At 62.2% G+C, this 278-nt stretch carries 1 pseudogene; it reads left to right on the top strand.

Annotated features, from left to right (window positions below):
* Window positions 1–278: pseudogene (locus tag ACLJNW_RS24700) on the top strand (endopeptidase La); the annotation flags it as partial.

Raw genomic sequence — 278 nt, 5'->3', positions numbered from 1 at the left:
ACACCGAGGACGAGAAGGTCAATATCGCCGCCAAGTACCTGATTCCGAAGCAGGTCCAGGCCAACGGCCTGAAGAAGGGCGAGCTGACCTTCGAGGAAGGCGCCCTGCGCGACATCATTCGCTACTACACCCGCGAAGCCGGGGTGCGCAGCCTCGAGCGGCAGATCGCCAAGGTCTGCCGCAAGGCGGTGAAGGAGCATGCCAAGCTCAAGCGTATCCAGGCGGTGGTGTCCAGCGAGACGCTGGAGAACTACCTCGGCGTGCGCAAGTTCCGTTAT

Source organism: Salmonella sp. SAL4457, from assembly GCF_046548235.1.
Classification (GTDB): Bacteria; Pseudomonadota; Gammaproteobacteria; order Enterobacterales; family Enterobacteriaceae; genus Salmonella; species Salmonella enterica.
Note: the sequence above shows the minus strand (reverse complement) of the source record. Positions and strands in the feature narration are given on the sequence as shown.